Origin of the sequence: Mesorhizobium sp. WSM4884 (assembly GCF_029625675.1) — a bacterium.
GTDB lineage: Bacteria > Pseudomonadota > Alphaproteobacteria > Rhizobiales > Rhizobiaceae > Mesorhizobium.
Window position 1 is genome coordinate 1 of sequence record NZ_JARTVO010000070.1, and the last position, 262, is coordinate 262.

Consider the following 262-nt stretch of genomic DNA (forward strand, 5'->3'; position numbering starts at 1 on the left):
GAAATATACCATCGATGCGGCCTTCGGCGGCGAAGGCGTCTCGGAGAGCCTCCGTGGCTATCTCTTGAAGAAATTCCGGCGTGTGATCGGCAGCTACGGCGCCTCCGATCTTGAGGTCAACCTGGCGCTCGAAAGCGAACTCACCATCAACCTGCGCCGCGCGCTGCTCGGCGACGAGCGGCTGCGCAAGGCCATCGTGCGGACGGAATACGGCGTCACGCCGATGATCTTCCAGTACAATCCGCTGGCCTACTACCTGGAG

At 61.8% G+C, this 262-nt stretch carries 1 protein-coding gene; it reads left to right on the top strand.

Translation table 11 applies throughout. The features are described 5' to 3' along the window. On the top strand, nucleotides 1-262 hold a 262-nt coding region (locus tag P9236_RS30710), incomplete at both ends, for a hypothetical protein (RefSeq protein ID WP_278078214.1).